At 68.2% G+C, this 24,814-nt stretch carries 27 protein-coding genes and 1 tRNA gene; 7 read left to right on the forward strand and 21 right to left on the reverse strand.

The window, feature by feature from the left end; all coding sequences use genetic code 11:
- Nucleotides 1-2: 2 nt before the first annotated feature.
- The 7 genes from AC5Y4S_RS12955 to AC5Y4S_RS12985 all read right to left on the reverse strand — a co-directional run bounded on the left by AC5Y4S_RS12955 (nt 3) and on the right by AC5Y4S_RS12985 (nt 6,191).
- Complete coding sequence (locus AC5Y4S_RS12955; protein ID WP_500033136.1) at nt 3-1,820, reverse strand: FAD/NAD(P)-binding protein; 1,818 nt, start codon at nt 1,818-1,820, stop codon at nt 3-5.
- Entirely contained in the window at nt 1,817-2,950 is a 1,134-nt protein-coding gene (locus AC5Y4S_RS12960; RefSeq protein ID WP_500033137.1) for a threonine aldolase family protein, read from the reverse strand. The genes AC5Y4S_RS12955 and AC5Y4S_RS12960 overlap by 4 nt, the downstream gene beginning before the upstream one ends.
- A 45-nt stretch (nt 2,951-2,995) precedes the next feature.
- A complete protein-coding gene (locus AC5Y4S_RS12965; protein ID WP_067004763.1) occupies nt 2,996-3,280 on the reverse strand; it encodes a WXG100 family type VII secretion target in 285 nt (94 codons plus the stop codon).
- A 47-nt stretch (nt 3,281-3,327) separates the two neighbouring features.
- Complete coding sequence (locus AC5Y4S_RS12970; RefSeq protein ID WP_500033138.1) at nt 3,328-3,624, reverse strand: WXG100 family type VII secretion target; 297 nt, start codon at nt 3,622-3,624, stop codon at nt 3,328-3,330.
- Nucleotides 3,625-3,720: 96 nt separating this feature from the next.
- Nucleotides 3,721-5,139 (reverse strand): PPE family protein, encoded by a 1,419-nt coding sequence (locus tag AC5Y4S_RS12975; protein WP_500033139.1) that lies wholly within the window; start codon nt 5,137-5,139, stop codon nt 3,721-3,723.
- Nucleotides 5,140-5,158: 19 nt separating this feature from the next.
- Nucleotides 5,159-5,458 (reverse strand): PE family protein, encoded by a 300-nt coding sequence (locus AC5Y4S_RS12980; protein WP_068137678.1) that lies wholly within the window; start codon nt 5,456-5,458, stop codon nt 5,159-5,161.
- A gap of 370 nt (nt 5,459-5,828) precedes the next feature.
- The gene (locus AC5Y4S_RS12985; RefSeq protein ID WP_500033140.1) at nt 5,829-6,191 is read right to left on the reverse strand and encodes a PAS domain-containing protein; all 363 of its coding nucleotides are present in this window, start codon (nt 6,189-6,191) and stop codon (nt 5,829-5,831) included.
- Between the two features lie 539 nt (nt 6,192-6,730).
- Between AC5Y4S_RS12985 and AC5Y4S_RS12990 the strand changes: the two genes are divergently transcribed.
- Complete coding sequence (locus tag AC5Y4S_RS12990; protein WP_068104255.1) at nt 6,731-7,372, forward strand: TetR family transcriptional regulator; 642 nt, start codon at nt 6,731-6,733, stop codon at nt 7,370-7,372.
- A gap of 392 nt (nt 7,373-7,764) precedes the next feature.
- A complete protein-coding gene (locus AC5Y4S_RS12995) occupies nt 7,765-8,475 on the forward strand; it encodes a TetR family transcriptional regulator (protein ID WP_500033141.1) in 711 nt (236 codons plus the stop codon).
- Here the strand turns inward: AC5Y4S_RS12995 and AC5Y4S_RS13000 are convergent.
- From AC5Y4S_RS13000 to AC5Y4S_RS13015, 4 genes are all read right to left on the reverse strand, one after another.
- Nucleotides 8,472-9,554, reverse strand: a complete 1,083-nt coding sequence (locus AC5Y4S_RS13000) for an alpha/beta hydrolase (RefSeq protein WP_500033142.1) — start codon at nt 9,552-9,554, stop codon at nt 8,472-8,474. The genes AC5Y4S_RS12995 and AC5Y4S_RS13000 overlap by 4 nt on opposite strands.
- Nucleotides 9,555-9,556: 2 nt before the next feature.
- Nucleotides 9,557-10,672: an aminoglycoside phosphotransferase family protein gene (locus AC5Y4S_RS13005; RefSeq protein ID WP_500033143.1), complete on the reverse strand. Its 1,116-nt coding sequence runs from the start codon at nt 10,670-10,672 to the stop codon at nt 9,557-9,559.
- Entirely contained in the window at nt 10,669-11,499 is an 831-nt protein-coding gene (locus AC5Y4S_RS13010) for a glycosyltransferase family 2 protein (protein WP_081665500.1), read from the reverse strand. The genes AC5Y4S_RS13005 and AC5Y4S_RS13010 overlap by 4 nt, the downstream gene beginning before the upstream one ends.
- A gap of 166 nt (nt 11,500-11,665) precedes the next feature.
- Nucleotides 11,666-12,787 carry a M42 family metallopeptidase gene (locus tag AC5Y4S_RS13015; protein ID WP_500033144.1) on the reverse strand — a complete coding sequence of 374 codons (1,122 nt, stop codon included), beginning with the start codon at nt 12,785-12,787 and terminating at the stop codon, nt 11,666-11,668.
- Nucleotides 12,788-12,931: 144 nt separating this feature from the next.
- Here AC5Y4S_RS13015 and AC5Y4S_RS13020 point away from each other — a divergent pair, with 144 nt between their 5' ends.
- A complete protein-coding gene (locus tag AC5Y4S_RS13020; RefSeq protein WP_085185828.1) occupies nt 12,932-13,165 on the forward strand; it encodes a DUF7218 family protein in 234 nt (77 codons plus the stop codon).
- 22 nt (nt 13,166-13,187) lie between these two features.
- On the opposite strand, the gene AC5Y4S_RS13025 is transcribed toward AC5Y4S_RS13020, so the two are convergent.
- The 8 genes from AC5Y4S_RS13025 to AC5Y4S_RS13060 all read right to left on the reverse strand — a co-directional run bounded on the left by AC5Y4S_RS13025 (nt 13,188) and on the right by AC5Y4S_RS13060 (nt 20,356).
- The gene (locus tag AC5Y4S_RS13025; protein ID WP_500033145.1) at nt 13,188-13,763 is read right to left on the reverse strand and encodes a lipoprotein LppJ family protein; all 576 of its coding nucleotides are present in this window, start codon (nt 13,761-13,763) and stop codon (nt 13,188-13,190) included.
- Entirely contained in the window at nt 13,744-15,672 is a 1,929-nt protein-coding gene (locus AC5Y4S_RS13030; RefSeq protein WP_500033315.1) for a putative alpha/beta hydrolase, read from the reverse strand. Before AC5Y4S_RS13030 ends, AC5Y4S_RS13025 begins: the two co-directional genes overlap by 20 nt.
- Before the next feature lie 183 nt (nt 15,673-15,855).
- Complete coding sequence (locus AC5Y4S_RS13035; protein WP_500033146.1) at nt 15,856-16,074, reverse strand: hypothetical protein; 219 nt, start codon at nt 16,072-16,074, stop codon at nt 15,856-15,858.
- Nucleotides 16,075-16,157: 83 nt separating this feature from the next.
- A tRNA-Ala gene (locus tag AC5Y4S_RS13040) sits at nt 16,158-16,233 on the reverse strand.
- 50 nt (nt 16,234-16,283) lie between these two features.
- Nucleotides 16,284-17,297 carry a divisome protein SepX/GlpR gene (gene sepX, locus AC5Y4S_RS13045; RefSeq protein WP_500033147.1) on the reverse strand — a complete coding sequence of 338 codons (1,014 nt, stop codon included), beginning with the start codon at nt 17,295-17,297 and terminating at the stop codon, nt 16,284-16,286.
- 143 nt (nt 17,298-17,440) lie between these two features.
- The gene (locus tag AC5Y4S_RS13050; RefSeq protein WP_068137800.1) at nt 17,441-18,094 is read right to left on the reverse strand and encodes a GNAT family N-acetyltransferase; all 654 of its coding nucleotides are present in this window, start codon (nt 18,092-18,094) and stop codon (nt 17,441-17,443) included.
- Between the two features lie 21 nt (nt 18,095-18,115).
- Nucleotides 18,116-19,396 carry a molybdotransferase-like divisome protein Glp gene (gene glp, locus AC5Y4S_RS13055; RefSeq protein ID WP_500033148.1) on the reverse strand — a complete coding sequence of 427 codons (1,281 nt, stop codon included), beginning with the start codon at nt 19,394-19,396 and terminating at the stop codon, nt 18,116-18,118.
- Between the two features lie 48 nt (nt 19,397-19,444).
- The gene (locus tag AC5Y4S_RS13060; protein ID WP_085185743.1) at nt 19,445-20,356 is read right to left on the reverse strand and encodes a UTP--glucose-1-phosphate uridylyltransferase; all 912 of its coding nucleotides are present in this window, start codon (nt 20,354-20,356) and stop codon (nt 19,445-19,447) included.
- 77 nt (nt 20,357-20,433) lie between these two features.
- On the opposite strand from AC5Y4S_RS13060, the gene AC5Y4S_RS13065 reads away from it, so the two are divergent.
- The 4 genes from AC5Y4S_RS13065 to mscL all read left to right on the forward strand — a co-directional run bounded on the left by AC5Y4S_RS13065 (nt 20,434) and on the right by mscL (nt 22,693).
- A complete protein-coding gene (locus AC5Y4S_RS13065) occupies nt 20,434-21,027 on the forward strand; it encodes a 5-formyltetrahydrofolate cyclo-ligase (RefSeq protein WP_500033149.1) in 594 nt (197 codons plus the stop codon).
- Between the two features lie 75 nt (nt 21,028-21,102).
- The gene (locus tag AC5Y4S_RS13070; protein ID WP_500033150.1) at nt 21,103-21,429 is read left to right on the forward strand and encodes an FmdB family zinc ribbon protein; all 327 of its coding nucleotides are present in this window, start codon (nt 21,103-21,105) and stop codon (nt 21,427-21,429) included.
- Nucleotides 21,430-21,494: 65 nt separating this feature from the next.
- Entirely contained in the window at nt 21,495-22,163 is a 669-nt protein-coding gene (locus AC5Y4S_RS13075) for an SAF domain-containing protein (protein ID WP_500033151.1), read from the forward strand.
- Nucleotides 22,164-22,228: 65 nt separating this feature from the next.
- A complete protein-coding gene (gene mscL / locus AC5Y4S_RS13080; protein WP_500033152.1) occupies nt 22,229-22,693 on the forward strand; it encodes a large-conductance mechanosensitive channel protein MscL in 465 nt (154 codons plus the stop codon).
- 7 nt (nt 22,694-22,700) lie between these two features.
- Here the strand turns inward: mscL and AC5Y4S_RS13085 are convergent, their stop codons facing one another.
- Both AC5Y4S_RS13085 and AC5Y4S_RS13090 read right to left on the reverse strand, forming a co-directional pair.
- Entirely contained in the window at nt 22,701-23,261 is a 561-nt protein-coding gene (locus AC5Y4S_RS13085; RefSeq protein WP_068104220.1) for a MogA/MoaB family molybdenum cofactor biosynthesis protein, read from the reverse strand.
- Entirely contained in the window at nt 23,261-24,769 is a 1,509-nt protein-coding gene (locus AC5Y4S_RS13090) for a S1C family serine protease (protein WP_500033153.1), read from the reverse strand. Before AC5Y4S_RS13090 ends, AC5Y4S_RS13085 begins: the two co-directional genes overlap by 1 nt.
- Nucleotides 24,770-24,814 lie beyond the last annotated feature (45 nt).

A 24,814-nucleotide genomic window follows, 5' to 3' on the forward strand; every position in this document is an offset into this window, starting at 1 on the left:
GCTCAGCCGATCACGGCCTCGACGCAGTCCTGCGCGTCGTACACGGCCCGCAGGCGGCTGCGGGGTGAGGGCAGGTAGTGGGTGAAGTAGCGCACCCCCTCGGTGAGCACGCCCAGCAAGGAGAGGTTGGGCTGGAGCCGGCCCTCCGTGTCGTAGGGGTGGAAGTCCTCGTTGATCGCCACGCTGCCGACCGGCGTATCGCCGTAGGTGAGCTGGGTCAGCCTGCCCTTGGCGTAGAGACGGTTCAGCAGGGGCGAGCCCGACCGGGCCAGCGAGGGCATGTCGAGGTAGCCGCGCACCACCCCATCGGCCGTCACCGTCGTCGGCTCGTCGAGGGCCGTGGAGCTCAGGCGGACGCCGTCGCCGCACGCGGCCAGCTCCGGGCTGGGCCCGAGCGGGATCCGCACCACTCCGGCGTCGAGCAGCGCCAGCAACTGCTGGGACCGCATGGGTGGCACGCCCGCCTCCAGCCTGTTGATGCGGCCCCGGACGTTGGACTGAAATTCGACGTAGGAGTCGAGCGAGAGGCCGCCGAACTCGATGACCGAGCGCAGCTTGTCGCGGAGGATGCGCAGCACCTCCTGGGCCGCCTTGACGGGGCTCCCCCCGGGCAGCAGGGCCTCGGTGAGGTCGTCCTCGATCATGTCGTAGACCTGGCTCTGGTAGTCGCCGGCCGAGGTGTAGCGGCGGTCCGACCCGGCGAAGAGGTGAGTGGCCGGATCGAAGCGGCCGTAGCGCGGCTCGAGACCGTCGACGACCTTTTCGTAGTGCCCGTCGAGCCAGCCTTGCCGAAGGACGGAGCGGACCTCGGTGGACTCGACGTCGCCCCCGGCCCGCGAGGCGGCCTGGATGTAGTAGCGCGCCTGCATCTCGGCGAAGATCAGCGGGAGGAGCTCGGCCCGGAAGTCCACGTGGCGCCGCATCGGCGATCCGCCCGGATTGGTCAGCGCCGTGAACTCCTCGGTGGTGCACACCACCGGCTGGTACTGGCCGTAGGGGTCGACGCCCGTGGCCGACTTGGCGCAGTACGGCGCACCCGAGCGCGAGTAGAGCGTGATGGTCGGCTCGCTGCCCGAAGGCACGTACCGCATGCGGTCACCCCGGTCGCACCGGTCCACGAAGGTCCCGCCTCGCCCGACCGTGAGGGCGGTCAGGACATCGAAGCAGACCAGGCCCATGCCCGCCACGGCCACCGAGGATCCCGCCGGAGCGCTGCGATCGAGGCACTCGATCGGGTAGGGCTGCAGGTAGCGGACGCCCCCGTCGGCGCCGCGCTCGTGGTTCCAGGTGTGCCCCGACGTCAGCACCACGTGGTCGACGGTGAGGGTGGTGCCGTTGTCGAGCAGCACCTCCTCGCGCCCGTGGAGGGCCGGCGAGATGTCGACGGCCGCCGCGTAGTGCCGGACGATCTCGAGGTTGGGCGGGGCGTAGGACACCAGCGTGTCGTAGAACCAGACCAGGTACTCGCCCATCAACCGCCGGGGCAGATAGTCGGTGGGCAGGATGGGCTCACCCCCGGCGCCGATGCGGCATTCGTAGCCCATCCAGCGGTAGCCGCGGACCACGGCCCACGGATGCAGTCCCACGGCGTAGGGGGGCAGCGGGTCCCCGTCGGGGGCGACGTAGAGGGAGAGCTGGCCGCAGGCGTTGTTGAGCACCAGGAAGTCGGGCTGCTCGGCGGAGTAGACGCCGCCTCCGAGTTGAGCGGGCTCAATCACGTGCACCCGCACCGGCGTGTTTACCCGCCGGGCCCGGCTCACCGTGCGCTCGAGGACGCAAAGACCCCACGCGCCGAGCCCGACGATGGCCATCTCGATCATCGGACACTTCCCATACACGCCACCTCAGATCGGCGGCCGCTGGCTGATCTCTGCGTTCGAGACCGGTTCGGCCGGTTTTCCTGGATTGCGGCCGCGGTGAGTCGGCGGACCGCGTCGACGAGTTCGTCGACCACGTGGGTCGGGGTGGCGAAGGAGGTGACGAAACGGACGACACCCGGTTCCCACCGGCCGTGGTAGAAGTCGTAGCCCTGCTCGAGCAGCCCGTCGATGACCTGCTGGGGCAGGCGGCAGAAGAGGATGTTCGCCTCCGGCGTGCCCGAAACGCCCGCCCCGGCAATGGAATTCAGACCCTCGTAAAGCCGCGCGGTCATGGCATTGGCGTGCAAGGCATTTCGCAGCCACAGGTCGTCGGCCAGGTAGGCGTCGAGTTGGGCTGCGGCGAAGCGCATCTTGGCCGCGAGTTGTCCGGCGCGCTTGGCCCGGAAACTCAGCTCGGTGGTCAGGGAGCGGTCGAACACGACGATCGCATCGGCGGTGATGCTCCCGTTCTTGATGGCGCCGAAGGACAATACGTCCACGCCGGCGCGCCAGGTCAGTTCGGCGGGGCTGCAGCCCAACGCGGCGACGGCGTTGGCCAGGCGGGCCCCATCCAGATGGACGCGCAGGCCCGCACGCTTCGCGATGGAGGCCAGGCGTCCGATCTCGGCGGGGGTGTATACCGCGCCGGTCTCGGTTGACTGGGTGAGGCTCAGCACGGCGGGTTGCACGCTGTGCATGTCCCCGACCTTGCGGTACACCGCGGCCTGCAGCTCGTCGGCGTCGATCTTGGCGTTATCCCCGCCCAGGGCAATGAGTTTGGCGCCCCCTGTGAAGAATTCCGGAGCGCCGCACTCGTCGTTGTTGATGTGGCTGTCGCGGTGGCACAGCACGCCGCCCCATGGTGGGGTCAGCGCGGCCAAGCTCAACGCGTTCGCCGCCGAGCCGGTGGAAACGGGGAGCACATCGACATCGCAGTCGAAGACCTCGCTGAAGCGGCGCCGGGCGCTGGACGTCCAACTGTCGGTGCCATAGGGCGGTGCCTGCCCGGCTGCCGCCGCAGCGATGGCCGCGATGATCTCGGGTGCGCCCCCCGCGGTGTTGTCGCTGACGAGGGAGCGGTATGGCCTCATGGCGATCACGGTCCCGTGTCGTCCGCGCGTAACCCGGCTTAGGTATCAGGCCCAGCTGGACCCGACGGCGCTGTCCGTGCTGGACATGTTGCTGCCCGCCGTCTGCACCTTCTGGCCGTGAGCGTTGGCCTGCTCGTAGATCACCTGGAAGTTACGACCCAACTGGGTGATGAACTCCTGGCAAGCCACCGAACCGGCGCCACCCCAGAAGTCACCAGCAGCCAGCACATCGCGAACGATGGCCTGGTGCTCGGCCTCCAACGACGCGGCCTGGGCGCGAATCGTCGCACCATGAGCGTCCACATCGCCAAACTGGTAATTGATTGTCATGTTGATGTCTCCTTGGTTGAAAAGTTTTGGGGCAGAACGTCTTCGGGCTAGCTGCCGAGGATCTGCTGGGAAGCCTGCTCTTGCTGCTCGTAGTTGTTCGCGTCGCGGATCAGCCCGTCGCGCACACCGTGCAGCATGGTGACGATGTTGCGGAAGGCCTGATTCATCTGACCCATGGTGTCGTAGGAGGTCGCCTGGGCCTGGCCACTCCAGCCGGCACCGGCGATGTTGAGCGACGACGCCCACATCTTGCGGGCCTCGTCCTCAACGGTCTGCGCGTGGACCTCGAATCGGCCCGCCATCGCCCGCATTTCGTGCGGGTCGGTCATGAATCGTGTTGCCATCTTGGCTCCTTACCTCAGTTGGATGGGGTTCTGTCGGTGGCTGGTTCGCTTGTGCGGCGAGCCAGGACACCTCGAGTCAATTGATTTGTGCTGCTGTCACACGTTGGCCGACGAGTTTCCGTTGGTCGGCACGTAGATGACCGCCGCCTGATACCCGGGTGGCGCATGCCCATTCGTCGGGAATGACGCGGGCACAGGGTATTTCGCCGCCGGCGGTGGGGCCGCCGGGGTTTCCCCGTCGTCCGAGTATCCGGCGGCTGGTGGGCGCGACACGAATCTGAGGCGCGGCGCGTACTTGGCCGCCGCGATGGCCGCGCCGGCTCCGGCGCCCGCGGCCGCGGCTCGGCCGAGCCCGCCGACCCCGCCGAGCGGCACCGGGAAACCCAGTCCGGCGGCAACTTCGTCGCCCGCCAACGGCAGCGCCGCCGGAGAAGCCATCGGCAGCGTCCCGAGCATCCCCGGCGAAGCGCCCGCTGCCGCAAGACCCCAACTTTGCGGCACCGCCAATCCGCCGACCGAGGTCGCCGCACCCAGGCCCGCGAAGCCGCCCAAGCCCGGGATACCGCCTAAGCCTGCGCCGATCGGCCCCAGCGCTCCCGCCGCCGCGCCCGCCGCGCCGGCCGCCGTGTTGGCCGCGGCTGCGGATGCGAAGCCGATGTTCATCGGGCCACCGATGAGGGGACCGAAAACGGTGCCCAGCATCGTCGACATCACCGACAAGCCCATCCACCCTGGCATCGCGCCGTACGAGGTGATCAGGCCGGAGGCGATGCCTCCGAGCGAGGAGTCGGACAAGAGGCTGCCGAAGGGGCCCACGGCAGCGCCCGACGAAGAAGTTCCGCCCAGCGCGGAGGACAAGGGTGACGCGAGGCTGTTCAGCGCCCCGGTGATCGCCGAGGTCAATTGGGACAGCGTCTGCTGTGCGCCGCCAATCGCCGAGCCGGCCGACTGGGCGCTCGCGCCCCCCTGCGCGGCCAACCCGGCCAGGTTGGTGGTCTGCGGCGCCGGGGTGAAGGGAGTCACCGGCGCTGTGGCCGCGGCCGAACTCGCGGCATAGCCGTACATCGCCGCGGCGTCCTGTGCCCACATTTCCGCGTACTGGGCCTCGGTGGCCGCGATCGCCGGTGTGTTCTGACCGAAAAAGTTGGTCGCGATCAGCATCATCAGGAGTGCGCGGTTGGCCACGATCTCCGGCGGCGGCACCGTCGCCGCGAAGGCCGCCGCATAGGCGGCCGCCGCCGCTTGAGCCTGAGTGGCCGCGAGCTCGGCCTCCGCGGCGGTCGCGCCCATCCACGCCACGTAGGGTGCGGCCGCGGCCGCCATCGCCATCGCCGACGGGCCGAGCCACGGTCCACCGGTGAGCGCCGAGATCACAGCGTCGTAGCCGGCCGCCCCGGAACGCAGATCGGCGGCCAACCCGTTCCAGGCGGCTGCGGCGGCCAGCATCGACCCCGCGCCCGGACCGGCATACATCCGCCCGGAATTGATTTCCGGCGGTAACGCCCCGTAATCCATGGTGACCCCGCTGCGAAGCTCAGAGGACCGCGGCCGCGTTGGCGGCCTCGGTGGCCGCGTAAGAACCGGCGCTGGTCGCCAAGGTGCTGACGAACAGCTCCCGAATCGCGGCGGCCTGGGCGCTGACCTCCTGGTACAGGACGCCGTGCGCGGTGAAGTGCGCCGCCGTCAGCGCCGACACCTCGTCGGCCGCTGCGGGAATCACCCCGGTGGTCGGGGCAGCCGCGGCCGCGTCTCCCGCGGTAACGGCGGCGCCGATGTTTTGCAGTTCGTCGGCTGCGGACGACAACATCGCCGGCAGCGTGGTCACAAACGACATGTGCTCCTCCTAGCGGAAGCAGGTCGAGCCATCGGCCGGACGCCGTTACGCGGGGCCTGGTGCGACCGTGGATACCGGCAATGCACTTCATTCAGCAGAATACATACTAATCGAAGCATTAGTAAGGGAATTGGTCAACTTGTAGTACTTGCGTGTCGCGGACTCGCCGCGAAGAGACTTCGCACAGACTGCTCACTGAGCCGTGGCTGAGGCCGCTGTCACGGCATGAAGCCGGGTCACGGCAGCGCCAAGCGCGTCACCCGCGCTTGTGGAAACGCAGCGCCGGTCTAGAACACCCAGGTCGCTGCCGACGACGGCGCAGATGCCTGGGAACGAATCAGCACGCGGGGGGCATATGCAGGGCGGCGACTCATCGCTCGTCCATCCACAGCCGCTCCGTCAAATTGTCGAACGTCACCAGCACGACCGGGTCGGCCTGGCGCAACATCGCCGTCTGGCTCATCCTGGCCCGCACCGTCCAACCCTCACAATGCCGAAGCTCGACGATCAGATTCGCGACTGCGTCGACGCCCGCAACCGCGCACAAGGTGGCCGGCACGGTGCGGAACATCTCGGGAAACACCGAGCCCGCCAACGCTTCCAGCTCGTAACCCACCATCTCGGCGAACGCCCTGTTGGCGAACAAGATGATGCCGTCCCGCGCCATCGCGAGCGAAGGAACCGGGAGCCGCTCCAGCACCACCACGGCGGGCAACCGGCTCAAGACATCCATCGGCGAATCCTGGGGCCCTCCAGTGCGCCGCCGCTCGACCGCCGCGCTGGCGTCCATGCCAGGGCCGTCGCGCGGTGGGTCGGGTAAGACCGCGGTGGGTGGAGGCGCGTTTGACTTCGATGGCACGCACGTCGCCACATCCGGTTGTCTGGTCACGACCGACATATGTCCTCCTCAACGGAAGAAAGCCGACCTGGGGCGGGCGTGTCACCGCGACGCCTGAGGCGCAATCGTGTATGGATACCGCCGATGCACCTGACCAGCCAAGTTTCATACTCTTTGGCATGGTAGCGGCCAAATTATCACACTTTGAGTCTTCCCGCGAAGTAAAGTGTCAATTAAAGTCAGGAAGTCAGCTCCAGATCAGACCAGGCCAGACCAACGGAAGACATTCGACGAACACAACGCCGCTCCAGAGGGGTGGACGCACCCGGCGTGCCATCGCCCCCCTCCCCGAAGGGACTGACTCGGTCGCGGAACTGCCTGGCCGCGCCGCGACGGTTTTTCGCGCGGCAACCGCGACGAGACAAGGCGGGGCAATGAATGAGGACGGCGAACGGCGAGCCGACGTGACGCGTCAGCGCATCATTGCCGCCGCCTCACGCCAGTTCGCCCACCGCCCGTACAGCGTCGTGAGCCTCGACGACATCCTGGCGGAAGCCGAACTGACCAAGGGGGCAATGTATTTTCACTTCCCCTCGAAGCAGGCGCTGGCGCTGACGATCATCGACGATCTCACCGAGCTGAGCCGTTCATCGATCGCCGAGTTGCTTGACCGCAACATGTCGGGCCTGGAAACCCTGATCGAATTCGTCTTCGCCCGTGCCGCTCAAGACACCCAGGACGACGTGGCGCGCGCCGGCGTCCGACTGCTCGACACGCTGGACAACCCGACCTCCCTGCCCCCGACGGTGTGGCAGTCATGGATCGAGTTCGTCACCAGCCTGATCCAAAAGGCGGCCGCCGAGGGCGACGTCATCGCCGAACACGATCCCGAAGACATCGCCAAAATGTTGGTGGCACTGTGGGTGGGTATCCGCCGAACCAGCAATCTCGACAAACCCGCGGACTACCTCGACACCCTGCAAAGAATATGGACGCTGGCGCTGCCCAGCTTCGCCAACCCCGATCGAATCGACTACTTCACCAAGTTCATCGAACGCCGCCAAGCGCTTGCGTGAAAGCCCCTCTGCCGCAGACGCTCTCACGACCACTCGACGCCGTCCCGCCCGATCCCCGCCCCGACGCCGTTCGCCTCCGGCAACGGACGACGACTTGGGTTCCGAGTGTCGACCGGGGCCGACGCACGTCTCTGGCGTCCGGGCTCCGGGGATCTCCCAGCAACCATCCGCGGCCCGCAATGGGCGTAACTTCGGGAGAAGCCGCGGTAAACGAAGGGTGTAAGGTCAGGAACGGCCGCGGGATGAATTGAGGGTCACCACGCCGGGCGGGCCTGCAGACACTGCGTGTCGGCGGGGCCTATCATCGAAGGCATCGACGCGGCGGTGTTATTTTCTCGGGCTGAGTAAGGTGCCCCCGCTGCGCGGCGGGCGCAAAGAGAACAGGCGGGGCGATGACTGAGGACAGCGAACGGCGACCCGACAACACCCGCGATCGCCTCATCGCCGCCGCCGCACGCCAGTTCGCCCAGCTTCCGTACAACCTCGTCAGCCTCGATGACATCCTCGCGGAGGCCGAGCTGACCAAGGGGGCGATGTATTTTCACTTCTCCTCGAAGCAGGCCCTGGCGCTGACGATCATCGACGAACTCACCCAGCTGACCCGTTCGGCCGTCGCCGAGTTGCTTGACCGCAACATGTCGGGCCTGGAGACCCTCATCGAATTCGTTTTCCTCCGTGCCGTTCAGGACACCCAGTACGACCTTTCCCGAGCCGGCATGCGGCTGCTCGACGCGCTGGAAAACACCACGCCAGAGCCCCGCGCGCTGTGGAAATCGAGGAAAGACTTCGTCATCACCCTCATCGAGAAAGCTGCCAGGGAGGGTGACGTCAGCCACCAGCAGGATCCCGCCGACATCGCCAAAATGTTGATTGCACTGTGGGTGGGTGTCCGCCGAATTAGCAATCCGGACCAACCCGAGGACTACCTCGATAACTTCAAGAAGGCGTGGATACTGGCACTGCCCAGCTTCACCAATCCCGATCGAATCGACTACTTCAAGAAGTTCATGGAGCGACGCCACGCACTCGCGGTGAGAAAGGTTTGCGCGGAACCGCTCTCATTTGAGGTCCCCGTGACCGCCGCGGCGCACGCCGGCGACTAGACCACCACTGTCGACCGCGGCCTCTCTGGGCGCCGGGTGTCGGTCGCCTCGCGGATGTAGTTCCCAATCTGGCGCAATGAACGATCGGCCTCCGGGACCATCGGCGCTGCGATCTGGAAGACATGCATTTGGCCGGGCCACACCCGCAGCTTCACCGGCACTCCGGCCTCGGCGAGCCGCTGCGCGGCCACGCGAGCGTCGTCGAGCAGGACCTCGCAACCGGATACGTGAATCAACGTTCGGGGCAGACCGGCCTCGATGTGGTCGAGCGGCTCGAAGATCTCCTCGGAGCGCCCGTCCCTGACGCGACGCTGATCCGCTTTGGCGATCAGGTAGCGGAATGCATCAAACGCTTTGGCGGAGAACATCGCATCGCGACTGACGTTGGGGTGCACCGGTCCATCACGCGTCGCGATCCGCAGCAAAGGCGACATGCAGACGATGGCCGCGACGTCCTCGCCCACGGCATGCAGCCGTTCGGCCAGCGCCAGTGACAGGTAGCCGCCAACGGAGTCGCCGGCCAAGACGATCTGGTCGGGCCCGTAACCTCGCGTGCGCAGCCACCGGTACCCGTCATCGCAATCATCGAACGCCTCACCGATCGAGTGCTTGGGCATCATCCGGTAGTTCATCACCAGGACCGGGGCGTCGGCGTACTTCGACAATGCGGTGACGAGCCGGTCATGCGTGTTGGCGCCGCAGGTCAAGAAGCCACCGCCGTGCATGTACAACACGACGCGCCGGCTGCCGTCGGCAGGCAGCACGCCGGCAGCGCGGACCAATCGCGCGGTGCAATGCGGCAACCGAATCGTCTGGCGAACGCTGCCCGGCACGGGTGCCACGGCCCGGGCGGCGAAATCGACGAGACCCCACGGCCACGGCGCGGCCGCCAGGTGGCTTCCAACGGTCAGAGCCGGCCGGATGGTAAGCCGGGCGCCGAGCCAGACAAGCCGGCCGGCGACGCTCGGCTCATCCTCCACGACCTCCCGAGCGGCAGCTGAACACCGAGCGTCGAACATGATCGGGGTGCCCCGGCGAGCGGGTGCACGATCTCTAGGCGCTCGTTCTCCGTTTTGCATGATCAGCCATCGATCCGGTTCCTCCGGGCCTGCGGGGCGTCCCCGACGTGCGTTGGCTTTGTCATCGGTACAACGCTCGCGCGGTAACCCACGTCCGGAACATCGAATTCGAGCCACGCGGTGACGGCGTCGAGCACCGGAGCCACGTCGGTGGCCCACCAGGTGTGGTGGTCTGGCGGAGTTTCACGCTTGCGCCACGAGCCAGCAGCATGGCGCAGCCAGGTCAGCACGATGGCAATGCGCTCGTCGATGCGCTCGATGTCCGCTTCCGCTTCGTTGTGCGCGGCACGCAGCGCGGAACGCTCTCGAACTGAGAGGCCGCCCGCTCTCAGCCGGTCAGCGACGACCGTGCCCAGATCGGTTCGCTCCACCAGAGAGCTCGCCGTCAGGATCATCAGGTACTCGTCGACGAAGGCAGGCTGGCCCGGCCGCGCCCCGCCCCAATCCACGATGCCGGTAACCGGGCCGCGAATGCCGGCGACCCGAACGTTGGCGGGCGTGTAGTCGCCGTGGGTCCAACTCACCGGCATGCGCCAGCCGACAAGGGCTTGCCGCAGCACGGTGCCAAGCCGGTTCATGTCGGGAACCCGACGGGGATCCAGCCGCCGGCACGCGTCCGTCAGGGTCGCGAGGGGTTCGACGACCCATCGCCGCAATAAGCAGAAGTTGTCGACGACGGCGGGCGTCGCGGTTCCGCGGTGCAGGGGCGCGATGGCTTTCAGGGCCGCCGCGGTCAGCTCCTCGACACGGTTCGGGCGGCGCGCCAGAACCTCGGCCAGGTCTGTGCCACGGCGATAGGACTCGACGGACACGGCCGCATTTGCGCGCTCGTCGAATGCCAGGATCCGCGGTAGCAGTTTGCGCCATTCGTCGTTAAGTCCATGGTGGACAGCGAGTTCGGCGAGCACGCGCCGCTGCATGCGCAATTTCGCGGCTCTGAGCTGGCCACGCGCCACCTTCAATACCGCCGTCGGGGGTCCCTTCTCGGGACGCAGCAGGACCACAACCGTTTCCCCGACCAGCTCGGCCGGCGGCATGCTCAGTGCGACGTCAATGAAACCGATCGGCAGGTCGTTGACGTCAATCAGCCGGTCGGGCGGGCGGGCATTGCCAGTCACGCCGTCACTTCGGCTGACATACCGACAGCCGGTCGCCCTGCAGCCTGTCGTGCCGCCTGGTACAGGTGCCCAGAAACACCCGAGCGGTGGTGGCGCAGCACGGTCCGCAAGACGCGGATGCCATCGCGGATGGCATGCAGGTTCGATGCTCCGCTGCGACGGGGCAGTTCCACGCTGGGAACCTCCGCAATTCGCAACCCCGCCTGCATGGCTCGCACCGTCATCTCGGCCTCGATTTCGAAGCCGGTCGCCGAGAGGTGGAGGTGATCCAGATAGCGACGGTCGAAAGCAACGAACCCATAGCAAAGGTCGGTCAAGTTGCCGTGGTACAGCGAGTTGAACACCGAGAGCAAGAACCAATTGCCGAACCGGCGGAACCACGTGATGTCCAACGACGATCCGCCGCTGATGAACCGCGACCCCTTGACGAAGTCGTAGCCGTTCGCAATGAAATGAACGTAGTGCGGGATCTCGCTGGGCGACATGCTGCCGTCCGCGTCCATCATCACGATGATGTCACCGGTGGCGGCCAGGAACCCCGTGCGCAAGGCGCTGCCTTTGCCCGGACCCTGCTGCGGCACGACCCGGATGTCGGGCCGGGATCGGCGCGCGGTGATGAGCGTGACGTCGGTCGAATCGCCGTCGACGATGATGATCTCGGTCGCCTCATCAGCGAGCTGCTCGAGCACCCAGCCGATGTTGCGCGCCTCATTCCGCACCGGAATGACCAGGCTGACCGTCGGGGCCGAGGGGCTCGATTTCGGGCGAGAGCGAGGACGTCGAGAGAGGGAAGTCTGGACTGAGTCTAATGATGAAACGCTGGTCATCTTCGGGCCGCCAATCTGTAAATGAAGTGCTGCGCGTCACCCCCTGGTGCGGGCCGTCGGCGTATACCGGCGATGCACTTGATTGGCGAGTTTACATACCATTGGATTACATCGCAAAAGATTTACTCAACTTTTGGTCTCTGACTTTCGGGCAGGGCCCAGGAGGTCAGGCGTGGCCGTCAGGCTGCAGCACGAAGTCGGCGACGATGTCGGCCATGGCGTCGATGGCGCCCCGAGACGTGACCTCGTAGCCGTGCGTGCTCAGCGTCGGCAGGCACAGCAGGGCCGCCCGCGGCGACACCCCGTTGGCCTTGGCATGGGAGGCGTCGGACTCGAACGCGCCCAGCACCGCGGCCTGCGGCTCCAGCCCCCGGTCGGAGGCGATGGCCATCAGCCGGTCGGCGACGTCCTTGTCGTAGACGCAGAGGGCATCGCTGTAGCCGATGATCGGACCGCCGGCGACGGTGGTGCCGTACTCCCGCTCGGTGGGTCCGACCTCGAGGGCGAGGGTGAGCGTGCCCGGCAGTGAGGCGCTTGCGTAGGAGCCGCCCACCCCGCCGATCTCCTCGTTGGTCGTGAACACCAGGTAGACGTCGTCGGCGGGCCGTTGCCCGCGCTCGCGCAGCAATTGCGCCGCGCGCAGCAGGGCGGTCACCGCGGCGCGGTCGTCGAGAAAGTAGCAGCCGACGTAGTCCGCGATCTCGACGAGCGTCCGCTTGCTCCGCTCAACGCACACCCGCGTCCCGGGCCGCACGCCCGCGGCGGCAAGCTCCTTTTCGGTGCGGCCGGTGAAGACGTAGACGTGCTCCCAGTCCAGCGCCTGATCACCCGCATCGGGTTTGGTCTGCCAGATCCGCGGGCTCTCCTTGGTGGTGTGCTCGGAGCCGAGCGTCAGCACCGCGGTGAGCGTCTCGTGCTCGCCGAGGACGGCGACCGGGCCGAGTCCGAAGTTCCCGGGATACATGGTGCCCAGTTGCGTCACGTGCAGCGAGCCGTCCGGCTCGATCCGCTTGACCAGCATGGACAGTTCGTCCATGTGCGCCATGACGCGCGTCGCGGTGCTGGGGCCGGCGATTGCGGCCGACCGGTGGGCGGCGTCGTCGGGGGGGCCTCCCGCGGCGATGTAGCCGACCAGGTTGCCGGCGTCGTCGGTCCACATGTCGTCGACGACGGGTTCCAGCTCGCGGGCACAGACGGCTCGGACCTCGTCCTCCTGGCCGCACGGGCCGTAGGTCCACAGAAGTTCTTTCAGCAGCGCTTCGGTCGCATCGGGATCGCGGGGCGCCATCGGGTCCTCTCGCTCGTTGCTGGGTCGACACCTGGATCAGTACCCAAATCGCGCGTCGGCAACGCGGTGGCTGATCGCAGCCCCCGCACGGATCCGGGGTCGAAAAAGTGGGTATTCGTGCTGCACGGTGCAAAGGAGACCAAAGTGGCGAAAGATCATGGGTCGAGCGTCAAGAACGACAAGCAGTACGAGGGTCTGCGCAAGAAGGGAATGAGCAAGTCCAGGGCGGCGGCGATATCGAATTCGCCCGGCGCGTCCAGCAGGGGCGGCAAGAGTTCAGGCAGCAGCCAAAGCAGCCGCAGCAGCGGTAGCGGCAGCGGTGGTAACCAGTCCCAGAAGAAGGCCGCAGGGCGCAAGGGCGGCAAGAAGTCCAGCTAGCCCGATAACCCGGGGGCTGAGTTCAGCGGGCGGTCAACTGGCTCGTGATATCGAGTCCGGCGCCCGGGTCGTGGTGGTGGTCGGTGGTGTCCCGGCACTCGCCGTAGAGGATGATTTGCCCGCGGCTGTGGTCCGAGGGCAACAAGCTCATGTTTGCGGTCACACCGTTCTTGTTCAGGGTGGTGCCGTGGTAGTGCTGTCCCGGCGGAGCGCCCTCGCTCCAGCCGTGCGCGACCATCGCGGCGCGGATGTGCTGGAAGTAGGCATCGGGGTCGCCCTGCAACAGGAACCCGATCGTCACCCTGCCCTGGTAGGGCGGATCGCCTTGGTCATTGCAGGAGGCGAACGAGAACCCGCCGTCGACGCCCTGCAGGTCCGCGGCGGCGACGATCTCCTTGGCCGGCTCGATCACCTGGGCCTTGGTCTGATCGTCCGTTAGCGGGTGGGCGGAATCGTCAAAGGGGTTGGAAGAGCCCGAGGAATGCGGTTTCGGAAACACCAGTGAACACCCTCCTAGCAACATGACGACGACGACTAACGCGGCAAGCCGTGCTTGCCGGGGCCAAATGCGTTGCCGCTCAGTGATGGTGTTGGTCATCGAAGACATGATCATCGGTAACAGATCCCGGCGCGCGGTCCCACTCCGGGTCGATGACGAGCCCGCCTATGCCCGGTCCGACCGGACCCAGGCCCGGGATGGTGACCTTGCCCGGCTGGTAACGGTGTTGGGCCGTCAGGCCGTCGGATTCCAGCGCGTCACCGTGGCCCGAGGTGATGTCGGCCATGCTGTGTAGCGCCTCGCTTCCGGGGTGGTAGTAGTACGAATGGTCGTGCGGGTTAACGCCATCGGAGCCGGGCACCTCGGCCCGGAAGCGCACCGATCCGAATCCGTCGGCCGCGGGGTCGGCGCCCAGGCCGGGGGTCAAGCCGAGCACCTGTCCGCCGATGTTGTCCCGGTTCACGTAGTGGCTCAAGCCATTTAGCTCTCCGAGCATGCCGACCGGATCCGTCGACGCGTCGCCCACGTACACGTGCCCGCCGTCGAGATGGAAGCTCGCGGCGTTGGGCGCGAGGTCGGTGCCCGGGCAACCGATGAGCACCGCGTCGCTGGCGTGCATGTGGCCCGACACGAACGCGTCGGCCACCGTGGTCGAGCCGTACGAGTGGCCCAGCACGGTGACGTGCTGGCCGGCGCCGAGGTGCGTGGCCCACAAACCGTTGACGTCTTGCGCGAGGGCCTGACCGCCGGTCCGGGCCAGCGCCGGGGTCGAAATCCGCTGGACGTCCTTGAAGTCGTTGGGGGCGTCGTAGCCCATCCACGCGATCACGGCCGTGGGGTTTCTCGGGTCGGCGGCGTTGGCCTGGCCGTACAGGTTGAGCGCATCGTTGTGGCCGTCGTGCAGCCAGCCGCCCTTCACGCTGCTGCTGGTGCCCGGGACGATCACCGCGGTGTTCTTCGCCAGGTCGGGGTTGCCGATCGCGATCGCCGCCCGCCCCTTGCCGCCGAAAGCCATTGGGTCGTAGGCGAATAGGAACACCGGGTTGTGGCCGTGGTCGGCGTCGCGATCGAGCCCCTGCTGGGTCTGATCGGCGTTCTGGTAGCGGGTGACGTCGGCGGCCGACAGGCCGTACTTCGCCGGATCGCGCAGCACGTCGTCCGGGGAGACGCCGTAGCGGCCGGCGATGTCGCGAATTCGGTTGAGATCGGCCGTCATCACCGCGATGTTGGCGTCGCTGCGCGCGAGCACCGGGACACCGTTGAGGTTGCCGACCTGGTCCGGGTGCTCGGCGATGAGCTGCTGGCGCTCCCCCGGCGTCAACGATGTCCACCACCTGTTCACGTCCTCCGGACTCGTTCCCGGCGGCGGAATCTCGGGTTTGGCGTCCACCGCCTGGAGAACGTCGGGCTCGTAGCCGTCGGCCCGCAGGGTTCCCGTCGCCGCATGCAGGTAGTTCGAATAGCCGTCGCGTACCGAATCGATCTGTGCCAGAGCGGATTTGGTGTCGGCGATGGCTTCGTTTTCAAGGTCGGCGATGTGCAGCTCCAGGAGCTTTCTCTCACCCGCGGTGAGGTGGATGCCTTTCTCCGCCTCCACCGCCTGGCCGATCTCGTTGTCGAGCTGCTGCAGCTGCCCCTCCAGCGTCGAGATCAGCGCCGCGCCGGTTCGCTGCGCCTCGGCCAACGCGGCCGCGATGTTTTCCAAGTCGGCGCCGATCTTGGGCAGCTGCAACGACTGCGCGCCCAGCGCCGTGGTCACCCGCTGCACCTCGGCGGAGTCGTTGATCGGGTGGTCGCCGTTCTGGTGGTTCCAGGCCGCGTCGAAGCGGCGGCGCGCTTCCTGGAACGAAGCGTCGGACTCGGCGGTGCACCGACCCGCTGCATGAAACGCCTCAGCCAACTCGGAGATCTGCGCCGGGCGACCGACCTGGAGGCTCTGATTGATCAACCACGGATCTCCCCCGGCCTCGGCGATCAGGGCCGGCACGCTTATGTAGCGCAGCTGCACCGCACTGCCCGTCTCGAGCACGGGGAATCTGCGTCGATATCCATCGCGATCCCCCTTTCCGAGCTGGTGACAACGCTACTACCGCGTCTCCAGTCGGACAGCCCGCCAAAGCGTGCCCGCAGCGGAAATTAGGGCTGTGTAGCGCGGCACGAAATCGCGCTGCGCTGCCCAAATGCGGTGGAGCTAAGCTTTTGCTCCACCGTCAGTCGGCGAATCAACGAAGTGATCGGCATCTAACGCCGTGGCGTAATACATCGAAGATATCGACGCGAGCATCGCGACCCTCGAGTAGTCGCGTTCAGTCGGTTCCTCGGGTAACGCCTGGGCGAGGGCGACAGTCATGTCGGCATACTTTTGGGCAGTTTCGCGCCATTCGCGGATTCTTTCCGGATCAACAGCCATCCTCTTCAACCCTCCCTGCGCACCCGCTGCGGACCGGACCCGCCGGGTGACGCCCATTGAATGACAAAACCGGTGGTCAAACCTGGTGGAGCTAAGGGGATTCGAACCCCTGACCTACTCGATGCGAACGAGTCGCGCTACCAACTGCGCCATAGCCCCTGACCGCTAGCAGGCTACCAGCCGCGCGGCGAACCGCCGAACTGCCGGCGCTACTCGCCGACCGCGCGCGGCAGGTCCCTGGGCCACCCGAAGGTCCGCATCGGCATCGCGTAATCCAAGTGCTCGAAGATCGGGTCCTCGTCGTCGATCTCGAGCACCACCGCGCCGGGCCGCCGCAGCCGCGAGGGCACCACGTCGTATTCGCGGTCGTAGGTGTTCTCCACGCCAAGCCGTGCCCGCGCCATCCGCTGCATCCGGCGGCGACGCACCCGCTCCTCGATCCGGGTCTGCCGACGCAGGTAGGCGAGGTACAGCAGGGTCACCGCGGTCGCGCTTCCGCACACCCACCAGGCCGTCGGCGTCACCTCGAACGCGGCCGTGGCCGAGCCGGTCAGCACGAGGGCCATCACCATCAGCACCCGCTTGCGAAAGGCGTACTTGCGTGCGCTGACCGCTGCTGCGGCTTTGGGGTCGAACCGGCGCCGCCGCGAGGCGCCCGCTGCGACGTACGCCCGCGGATCCTCGTCCTCCTCGCGATCCGCCTCGGGCTCCAAACCCGAAGAGTCCTCGACGTATTCGTACCGGTCGTCCAGGTCCTCGTCGGTCTCGGAGTGCTCGGCGACGGGCTCGGTCTCGTCGGCGTCGGCATCCTCGACGTCCCCGGCGGCCTCGTCCGCCGCGGCCCCCGCCGGCAGCGCCCCGGAATCCTCGATGACGTCGACGTCCAGGTAGTCGGGCTCGGCCGCTTCGGTGGCCGCGGCCCGCACGACGACGGGACGTGCCACCTCCTCGGTTTCGGCGTCGTCTTCGTCGTGCTCGGGCTCGGCGAGCTCGTCGTCGACGGCGTCCTCCTCCGGCTTCCAGTCGGGGTCGCTGCGATGACCCGCGGCGGGCCCGCTGCGCCGGACCAGCCGGGAGCCGGCGCCGTTGAGCACCCGGGTGGCCAGCGCGACGTCGCTGGTGCGACGCACGGCGTCGCGTTTGCTGATCAGCATCGGAACAAGGACGAACAGCCAGAGCACCACGAGCGAGATCCACAACAGCGACTGCGGGATGCTTGGCATGATGACTTGCTCCTTACTGGACCCGACCCCCGCGAGGCTCGTCTGTGGCCGATGCGGCTGGGCCGAGGTGACCAGCACAATTACACACCTGTAATTTGCCTCTCACAAGCACCACATGTCACTCGTGTCGCGATAGTCACAGTTCACGCCCAACTCGCGTGACCGGAGCGGACCAGGGTCGCCGCGACCGAACCCTGCACCTCTTCGACCGTGATGGCCATCAGCAGGTGGTCGCGCCAGGCCCGGTCCACCTCGAGGTAGCGGCGCAGCAGCCCCTCCTCGCGGAACCCGACCTTTGCCAGCACGGCCCGGCTCGCGGCGTTCTCCGGACGCACGGTCGCCTCGACGCGGTGCAGCATGACCGGGCCGAAGCAGTGATCCAGACCCAGCGCCAACGCCGCCGTCGCCACCCCGCCGCCGGTGGCCGACCTGGGCACCCAGTAGCCGATCCAGGCCGACCGCAACGCCCCATGGGTCACGTTGCCGATGGTCAGCTGGCCGCAGAAACGCCCGTCGAGCTCGATCACGTAGGGCAGCATGCGGCCCTTGCGGGCCTCCGCGCGCAGCCCGGAACACAACGCCGGCCACGCCGCGACCGTGTGCCGGATCGTCCAGTCGCCATCCGTGCTGGGCTCCCACGGCTCCAGATGCGCGCGGTCGGCCAACCGGATCCGGCTCCACTGCGCGCCGTCGCGCATGCGCACCGCCCGCAACCGGACGACACCGCCCGGCACCCGCAGCGGACCCACATCCGAGGGCCAACCCGGATGACGGGGATTCGCGCGCAACAGGTTCACGAGCATGTGCAGTAGCTTCGCCTAGCCGCGCTGGGCCAGGAACGCGACGTCGACGATCTCGCCGGTGCGGATCTGCTCGGCGCCGCTGGGAACCACGACCAAACAGTTCGCCTCGGCAAGGGTGGCCAACAGGTGCGACGACGACCCCGGTGCCCCGCCCAGTGCCTGTACCAAATACTCACCGCTGTCCTGGTCCCGCATCAACTGCCCGCGAAGGTACCCCTTGCGCCCGGCGACCGACGTGATCGGCGAGAGCGCACGGGCCTGCACGATGCGGCGCATCGGCTGGCGCTTGCCCAGCGACAGCCGGATCAGCGGCCGGACCATCACTTCGAAGACCACCAGCGCGCTGACGGGGTTGGCCGGCAGCAGGAATGTCGGAACACCCTCGCGGCCCAGCTGCCCGAAACCCTGCACGGAGCCCGGGTGCATGGCCACCCGGACCACTTCCATCTCGCCGAGCTCGGACAGCACCGACCGCACCGACTCGTTGGCCGCGCCCCCGACCGCGCCGGCGATCACCACGACCTCGGAGCGGTTGAGCTGGCCTTCGACGACCTCGCGCAGCTCTTTCGGGTCGTTGCTGACGATGCCGACGCGGTTCACCTCGGCGCCGGCGTCGCGGCCCGCCGCCGCCAGCGCATAGGAGTTGACGTCGTAGACCTGCCCGTTGCCCGGGGTGCGCGAGATGTCGACCAGCTCGCCACCCACCGCGATGACCGACAGGCGCGGACGCGGATGCACGAGCACCCGTTCCCGTCCCACCGCCGCCAGCAGACCGACCTGCGCGGCGCCGACGATGGTGCCGGAGCGCACGGCGACGTCGCCGGGCTGGACGTCGTCGCCGGCGCGGCGCACGTAGGCGCCCGACGGGGCCCCACGCAGGATCCGCACCCGCGACATCCCGCCGTCGGTCCATCGCACCGGCAGGACGGCGTCGGCCAGGGTGGGCAGCGGGGCCCCGGTCTGCACCCGGACCGCCTGCCGCGGCTGCAACCTGCTGGGCGTGCGCGAGCCGGCCTCGATCGTCCCCATCACCGGCAACACCAGCCCGTCGCGCAGGTCCTCGTCGTCCGAGGGCCCGCCGAGGCTTTCGGCGCCCACCTCACCGACCCCCAGCACGTCGACGCTGCGCACCGCGTAGCCGTCGATGGCGGCCTGATCGAACCCGGGCATGGGCCGCTCGGTCACCACTTCCTCGGCGCACATCAAACCCTGGGCCTCGGCAATGGCGACCCGTATCGGCCGCGGGGCCACCGCGGCGGCCGTTATCCGGGCCTGCTGCTCCTCAACAGAACGCACGAGCGCGCCTCTCTGACCTTGGCGGGCGGCGACCTTGATGGCGCCCGGCTACTGCTCGGTCAGGCCTAACCGCGCCACCAACCATCGCCGCAAATCCGGGCCATAGTCGTCACGATCCAATGCAAAGTCAACCGCAGCCTTCAGGTAGCCGCCGGGATTTCCCAAGTCGTGTCGGGATCCGCGATGCACGACGACATGCACCGGGTGGCCCTCCTTGATCAGCAGCGCGATCGCGTCGGTGAGCTGTACTTCGTTTCCCGCGCCGCGGTCGATGCGGTGCAGCGCGTCGAAGACGGCGCGGTCGAGCACGTACCGGCCCGCCGCCGCGTACATCGACGGCGCGTCGGAAGCCTTGGGCTTTTCGACCATGCCCTTGACCCGCAGCACGTCCGGATTGTCGCCGCCCGCAACGGGTTCGACGTCGAAAACGCCGTAGGAGCTGATCTCTTCCGGTGTCACCTCGATCGCGCACAGCACCGTGCCGCCGTGGTCGGCGCGCACCTTCGCCATCGTCTCCAGGACGCCGGTCGGCAGCACCAGGTCGTCGGGCAGCAGCACCATGACGGCGTCCTCGTCCGCCGCCAGCCTGGGCTCCACGCAGCTGATGGCGTGGCCCAGCCCGAGCGGCTCGGCCTGCACCACGGACTCCACCTTGATCAGCTGCGGCGCCCGGCGCACCTTGTCGAGCATGGCCTTCTTGCCGCGCGCCTCGAGGGTCCCCTCCAGCACCAGGTCCTCGACGAAGTGCGCGACGACGCCGTCCTTGCCCTCGGAGGTGATGATCACCAGCCGTTCCGCCCCGGCCGCGGCCGCCTCCTCGGCGACCAGCTCGATGCCGGGCGTGTCGACGACGGGCAGCAGCTCCTTGGGCACCGTCTTCGTCGCAGGCAAAAATCGCGTACCCAGGCCGGCCGCAGGGACGATCGCCGTGAAGGGGATCGGAACATCCGGGCGTGACATTGTTCAAACCATAACCCCCATGAGGCACGCCACCGTGATCTGGCGGCGCGAAACCCCGGCCTGTCATGGTTGAGGGCATGCCAACCGCAACCAAGGCCGCGTTGCGCGAACGCCTGCTGGCGGCCCGGCGTTGCGTTGCCGACGACGTTCGCGCCGCCGAGGCGCGCGCGCTGCGCGATCACCTGGAGCCGGTGGTCGAGGGCGGGACCACGGTCTGCGCGTACGTGCCGGTGGGCACCGAGCCGGGGTCGACCGAGCTGCTCGAGGCGTTGCTGCGCCGGTCGGCGCGGGTGCTGTTGCCGGTCGCGCGCACCGGCTCCGGCAAGGCACCGTTGCCGCTGCGGTGGGGTGAATACCGGCCGGGTGCGCTGGTCCCCGGGCCGTGGGGGCTGCTGGAGCCGCCCGAGCCGCTGCTCCCCGCGCCCGCCCTGGCCGAGGCCGCGCTGGTGATCGTGCCGGCGCTGGCGGTCGACCGTCGCGGCGTGCGATTGGGCCGGGGCCGCGGCTTTTACGACCGCTCGCTGGGGCTGCGAAACCCGCAGGCGCGGCTGATCGCGGTGGTGCGCGACGCCGAATTCGTCGACGAGCTGCCCGCCGAACCGCACGACGTGCCGATGACCCACGCGCTGACACCGGAGCGGGGCCTGATCGGGCTTCCCGAGCGGGAATGATCGCGATCACGTGGCGGTTCTAGCACTTGACACGGTAGAGTGCTAATTCAAGCCCGTAATCATCCGGAGGTTTTCGTGCCGACATACAGCTACGCGTGCACCGAGTGCGACAACCGCTTCGACGTCGTGCAGGCCTTCACCGACGACGCGCTGACCACGTGCGAGAAGTGCCAGGGCCGGCTGCGCAAGTTGTTCAACTCCGTCGGCGTGGTGTTCAAGGGCAGCGGGTTTTACCGCACCGACAGCCGCGAGGACCGCAAGAAGTCGACGAGCTCGTCCAACGGTTCCGGCGAGGCGGCGTCGAGTTCGGGCTCGAGCGAGAAGAACGGGTCCGACAAGAGCACGTCGAGCGACAAGTCGTCCAGCAGCGCCGCCCCGGCCACCGCGGGCGCCTCGAGCTAACCGGTTATCCACAGCGCCACCACCGACCGGAACTGTCGGCGCTCGGCCACGCCTACCGTTGCGGCGTGGGCGAATCCTCGCTGAACCCCAACGTTTTCAGGCGCCTCTCGGCGTCGTTACGCCCCGACTGGACGCGCACCTTGCTCGCCCGGCGGGTGGCCGCCGGCGGGCTCGTCGTGCTGGCCGGCGTCGCGACGCTGCGGTCCAATTCCGGCGGCGATGACGCCGAGGTGGTGGTGGCGGCGCGCGACCTGGCTCCGGGCGCCGCATTGACCACCGATGACGTCCTGCTCGAAAAGCGCTCGGCCACAACGGTTCCCGACGGATCGAAGGCGGACCTCGCCGCGGTCGTCGGTTCGACGCTGGCCAGCCCCACCCGGCGCGGTGAGGTGCTCACCGATGTCCGGCTGCTCGGCAGCCGGTTGGCCGAGGTCACGGCCGGGCCCGGCGCCCGCATCGTGCCGCTGCACCTGGCCGACGGCGCCCTGCTCGACCTGGTTCGGGTCGGCGACGTCGTGGACGTGTTGGCCGCCCCGGCCACCGACCCGCCCGCGGCCGGTCCGCCGGCCACCAGGGTGGTGGCCACCGACGCCGTTGTCGTCCTCGTGTCGGCCAAGCAGAAGGCCCAGGCCGCCGACTCCGACCGCGTAATGTTGGTTGCGCTGCCGGCCCGCGTGGCGAACACGGTGGCAGGCTCGACGCTGGGGCAGACGGTGACGCTCACCCTGCATTGAGTATCTGGCCGCTGTTGGGCACGTGACCGATAGCCAACTCGGTCCCGACCAGAAAGGGCGTCCTCATGCTCAAGGGGTTCAAGGAGTTTCTCTCGCGGGGCAATATCGTCGACCTGGCCGTCGCGGTCGTCATCGGTACTGCCTTCACTGGATTGGTCACCAAGTTCACCGAAAGCATCATCACCCCGCTGATCAATCGGGTCGGAGTCAATCAGCAGTCCAACGTCGGCGCCCTCAAGATCGGCATCGGCGGCGGCCAGACCATCGACCTGAACATCCTGCTGTCCGCCGCGATCAACTTCGTACTGATCGCGGCCGTCGTGTACTTCTTCGTCGTGCTGCCCTACAACACGCTGCTCAAGCGCGGCGAGGTCGAGCAGGCGGACGACGCGCAGGTCCTCCTGCTCACCGAGATCCGCGACCTGCTGGCGCAGACCAATGGAGAATCGTCGTCCGGTCGGCACGGGGGCTCAGCGGCCACGACACCGCCGCCCGAATACGGCCCGCGCGCGGAGGCCGAATCGCGCTGACCCGACCCTAGATCTCGAGGCTCGACAGCTGGCCGATGATCTGGGCGGCGAGCGGATTCAGCGTCGCCATCCCGTCACGCACCGCGTAGCGGGAACCCGCGAGGTTGACCACAAGTGTGCTCCCCGACACTCCGGCCAGACCCCGGGACAACCCGGCGTCGGTGATGCCCGCGGACAGCCCGGAGGCGCGGATGGCCTCGGCGATGCCCAGGATTTCCCGGTCGAGGATCTCGCGGGTGGCCTCGGGCGTGACATCCCGCGGGGTGACGCCCGTCCCGCCGACGGAGACCACCAGGTCCACGCCGCCGATCACCGCGGTGTTCAGCGCGTTGCGGATCTCGACCTCGTCGGCCGCGACCGCCACGACGCCGTCGACGACGAACCCCGCCTCGGTCAGCAGCTCGGTGACGAGCGGCCCGCTGTGGTCCTCCTCGTCCCCGTGGGCGGTGCGATCGTCGACGACCACGACCAGCGCCCGGCCCACCACCAACTCCGCACCCGCTTCCATGGGTGCAACGGTATATCCGAGCTCCGACAGGCCGGCCGCCGAGGGCTCATCGACTCTCATTACTGATCCGCCTTGCCGAGGGTGACCTGCACGGTGCGACTGCCGCCGCCGGGATCCTGAAACGTCAGCGATACCTTGTCGCCCGGCGCTTTTGAGCGCACGGCGGCGACCAACGCGTCGGCGCTGTTGATCGGGCGGTCGTCGACCTTGGTGACGACCACGCCCTTGGGCACTCCGGCCGTCGCGGCCGCGCCGTTCGCGATGACGTCGACGACCTTGGCCCCCGGGGTGCCCTTGTCGCTGGTCACTTGCACACCCAGCGACGCGTGCGTCGCCTTGCCGGTCGCGATCAACTCGTCGGCGATGCGCTTGGCCTGGTCGACCGGGATTGCGAAGCCGAGGCCGATCGACCCACTCTGGGAGTCCGGCGAATCGGCGCCCAGGGTGGCGATCGCCGAGTTGACACCGACCAACTGACCCTGCATGTTGACCAGCGCGCCCCCGGAGTTACCCGGGTTGATCGCGGCGTCGGTCTGAATCGCGTCCAGCACGGTGTTCTGGTTGCCCGACTCGCCCGTCGTGGACACCGGCCGGTTCATCGCGCTGATGATCCCCGTGGTCACGGTGCCCGACAGCCCCAGCGGTGACCCGATCGCCACCACCGGCTGGCCCACCCGCAGGTCCGACGAGGAACCCATCGTGATCGGCGTGAGGTTCGAGACGCCCTGGACCCGAATCACGGCGATGTCGCTGGTGGGGTCGGCACCGACCACCGAGAACGGCGCGGTGCGGCCGTCGGAGAAGGTCACGGTCGTCTTCGGTGGCGGAGCGCCCGGCGGCGCACCCGGCGGTCCACCCGGACCGCCCGGCTTGACCGCGGCCGCGACCACGTGGTTGTTGGTCAGGATCAGCCCGTCGGCCGACAGCACGACGCCGGAGCCCTCCTCGGACTGGCGACCCATGTCGGTCTCCAACATCACGACGCTGGGCACCACCTTGGCGGCGACCTGTTCGACGGACCCCGGCGGCATGTTCGCGGCCGGGACACTGGGAGCCCCCGCGAATATCCTGCCTCCGTTATTGCCCCCGGAGTGCGTGCTCAGCTCGACGGCCGTGGCCGCGGCACCCCCGATACCGGCCGACACCACCGCGATCGCCAGCGCGCCCGCGGTCAATAGCCCTGCGCGGGAACGCTTCTGGGGAACCGGCGCGGGGCCGGGGGGCATCGGCGGCAGCATGTGTATCGGCCCGGTACCGGTGCCCGGCGGAATGGACCCCGCCCCGGTGCCCCCGGGGATCGGGCCCGGTCCGGTGCCCCCGGTGAGCGGAACCGGCCCGGTGCCGCCGGGAACCCGGCCCGGCCCGGTGCCGGTGAACGGCTCGTAGGGCCGGCGGTACTGCGCGGTCGGCTGCGACGGCTGGGCAGGTTGGGACGGCTGATAGCGCCAGTCGAACTGCTGGTTGTACGGCTGCTGCCCCTGGGCATAGGCGGGGGGCAGAGGCTGATTAGGCCCCGTACGGTATCCCGGCTGCTGCGGCGGTGGCGAATACCTCGGGTCATTCGTCATGTCGCTACGTCGCTCTTCCTCTATCTCGGCGTTATCGGCGTTCGG

This window comes from Mycobacterium sp. NGS64, from assembly GCF_059812245.1.